This is a genomic window from Mycobacterium sp. (assembly GCF_049673265.1).
Lineage (GTDB): Bacteria > Actinomycetota > Actinomycetes > Mycobacteriales > Mycobacteriaceae > Mycobacterium.
Map to the genome: position 1 here is coordinate 1 of NZ_JBATXN010000269.1, position 2564 is coordinate 2564.

Consider the following 2564-nt stretch of genomic DNA (forward strand, 5'->3'; position numbering starts at 1 on the left):
CGCTGAAGCAGAAGGCATTCCGATGGCAGCACCGCTGGGCGCGCATCGGTTGGTGGTCGAGACGGTGCTGGATCGCTTCGACGAGGCGGCAGCCGAGCCCCTGGCGGCATAAGTTCTGCAACGACCCGCACCAGCTCCATTGTCGACTGTGCACTGACGGATTTGAATGTGCACCCAGGGCGAGTCGCGTCGGCGTGTCGCCGCCGTAAATGCACAGTCGACGCGCGCGCCCATAACCTCAACCGGCCCTGCCGTTATCTCAGTGGCGTGAGGGTGCTGTAATCCTCGTCGGCGCCAGCACTGTTCGCAGCCGTCCCATCGGCGATAGGCGGTACCCGCGTGGCGCGCACGTAGACGGTGTCCCCCTCCGCCAGGCCCAGCGCCTCGGTATCGCCGCGGGTGATTTGTGCGGTAAACGGCTGCCCCGTAGCGGCATTGGTCAGCTCCACTCGCACCTCGAAACCGAGCATCACCACGCGGTCGATTGTGGCGCGCACGACGTCAGTGGATTCGGCGGTGGCATCGGTCGCGATCTTCATATCGGGCCTACGGCCCACCCGGATGTCGTGCGGACGAACCAAGATCCCGTTCAGCGAGGACACTGCGCCCAGAAACGACATCACGAACGCGTTCGCCGGGGTGTCGTAAACCGCGGCCGGGGATCCCACTTGTTCGATCCGACCGTCTCTGAGCACGGCGATCCGATCGGCCACGTCGAGTGCCTCAGCCTGGTCGTGGGTGACCAGCACCGTGGTGACGTGTACCTCGTCGTGCAGACGCCGCAGCCAGGTTCGCAGATCCTCGCGGACCTTGGCATCAAGCGCACCGAACGGTTCGTCAAGCAACAGCACTTGCGGATCGACCGCCAGCGCGCGCGCCAGCGCCATGCGCTGACGCTGCCCGCCGGAAAGTTGGTTGGGGTAGCGGCCCTGGAAACCGCTGAGGCCCACGACCTGTAGTAGGTTGTCCACCTTCTCGGTGATCTCCGTCTTGGGCCGGCGACGGATCTTCAACCCGAACGCGACGTTGTCACGAACGGTCAAGTGCTTGAAGGCCGCGTAATGCTGGAAAACAAAGCCGATGTCGCGGCGCTGCGGTGGCACGCGGGTCACGTCGCGGCCGTTGATCGTAATAGTCCCGGAGTCAGGCTGATCGAGTCCGGCGATGGCGCGCAACAGCGTCGACTTCCCCGAACCGCTGGGCCCGAGCAACGCGGTCAATGAGCCTGCGGGCACCTCGAAGTCGACATTGTCTAGTGCAACGAAGTCGCCGTAGCGCTTATTGGCGCCCTGTACCACGATCGCGTTAGTCATATGCGTCGCTCCTCACTCATGCCTGCTTCGCGGTTCGTTCACGCCGCGCATCGAGAATCACCTGGACAACAAGAACCACCACGGAGACGGCCATCAGCAGCGTCGAAAGGGCGTAGGCGCCATACTCTGCGCCGCGGTTGTAGCGGTCGGATACCAGCAGCGTCAGCGTCTGGGATTTGCCCGGCAGGTTCGACGATACGATGAGGACCGCGCCGTATTCGCCGAGCGTCCGGGCGATCGTCAACACGATCCCGTAGGTGAGGCCCCACCGGATCGATGGCAGTGTGATGCGCCAAAACGTCTGCCACCAACTCGAACCCAGCGTTGCCGCGGCCTGCTCCTGATCGATACCCAGCTCGTGCAGCACCGGCTCGACCTCGCGCACCACAAATGGCAGCGTGGCGAAGACGCTGGCAAGCACGATGCCCGGCAACCCGAAGATGATCTTGAACCCGAAGTCTCTCTCGACAAAGCCCAGCAGCCCCGCCGATCCCCACAACACGATCAGCGCCACGCCCACCACGACCGGCGAGACCGCAAACGGCAGATCGATGACCGCCTGCAGCACACCCTTGCCGCGGAATCGGTTGCGCGCCAGCATCAATGCGGTCGGGATGCCGAAGATGACGTTGAGTGGGACCACGATCGCCACCACCAGCAGCGACAAGTTCAGCGCCGACACCGCCGCCGGCGTGCTGATCCACGCGAAAAACTGGCTGAAACCAGGCGCGAACGTCCGCCACAAGATCAGCCCAACGGGGACGACGAGCAGCACCAGCACATAGGCAAGGGCAAGAAAGCGGATGAGGTAGCGAGCCTGCGGCGATGGCGTCATGCCGACAATTCCTCACGCTTGGCCGCACGCGATCCGAGAGTACGCAAGACAAGCAGCACGACGAACGAAATAGCAAGTAGCACAATCGATATCGCGGCAGCACCGGTACGGTCATCGTTTTCGATCAAGGTTCGGATCCACTGTGAGGATACCTCGGTCTTGCCGGGCACCGCCCCACCGATCAGCACCACCGAGCCGAATTCGCCGATGGCGCGCGCAAACGTCAGCCCCGCACCGGTCAACAACACCGGCGTCAGCGAGGGCAGCACGACGGTTGTGAAGATTGTCGCGTTGCCAGCCCCCAGCGACGCGGCCGCCTCCTCAGTCTCGTGGTCGATTTCGAGCAGGACCGGCTGGACGGCGCGCACCACGAACGGCAACGTGACGAACGCCAGCGCCACGCCAACGCCCCACGC

Annotated in this window: 3 protein-coding genes and 1 pseudogene; 1 reads left to right on the forward strand and 3 read right to left on the reverse strand. The window is 64.0% G+C overall.

Annotated elements, in window-relative coordinates; all coding sequences use genetic code 11:
• A pseudogene (locus WBF82_RS09390) lies at positions 1-112 on the forward strand (sirohydrochlorin chelatase); the annotation flags it as partial.
• A gap of 142 nt (positions 113-254) precedes the next feature.
• Here WBF82_RS09390 and WBF82_RS09395 read toward each other — a convergent pair.
• From WBF82_RS09395 to WBF82_RS09405, 3 genes are all read right to left on the reverse strand, one after another.
• Positions 255-1313 carry a sulfate/molybdate ABC transporter ATP-binding protein gene (locus tag WBF82_RS09395; RefSeq protein ID WP_424382775.1) on the reverse strand — a complete coding sequence of 353 codons (1059 nt, stop codon included), beginning with the start codon at positions 1311-1313 and terminating at the stop codon, positions 255-257.
• A 16-nt stretch (positions 1314-1329) separates the two neighbouring features.
• Positions 1330-2148 carry a sulfate ABC transporter permease subunit CysW gene (gene cysW, locus WBF82_RS09400; RefSeq protein ID WP_424382776.1) on the reverse strand — a complete coding sequence of 273 codons (819 nt, stop codon included), beginning with the start codon at positions 2146-2148 and terminating at the stop codon, positions 1330-1332.
• Positions 2145-2564: ABC transporter permease (locus tag WBF82_RS09405; RefSeq protein ID WP_424382777.1), on the reverse strand; the 420-nt coding region annotated here is incomplete at its 5' end. The genes WBF82_RS09405 and cysW, both read right to left, overlap by 4 nt.

Bases quoted from the DNA above. Each gene is read 5' to 3' on its own strand.
- cysW (WP_424382776.1), bottom strand. From the start codon at position 2,148: ATGACGCCATCGCCGCAGGCTCGCTACCTCATCCGCTTTCTTGCCCTT.
- WBF82_RS09395 (WP_424382775.1), bottom strand. From the start codon at position 1,313: ATGACTAACGCGATCGTGGTACAGGGCGCCAATAAGCGCTACGGCGAC.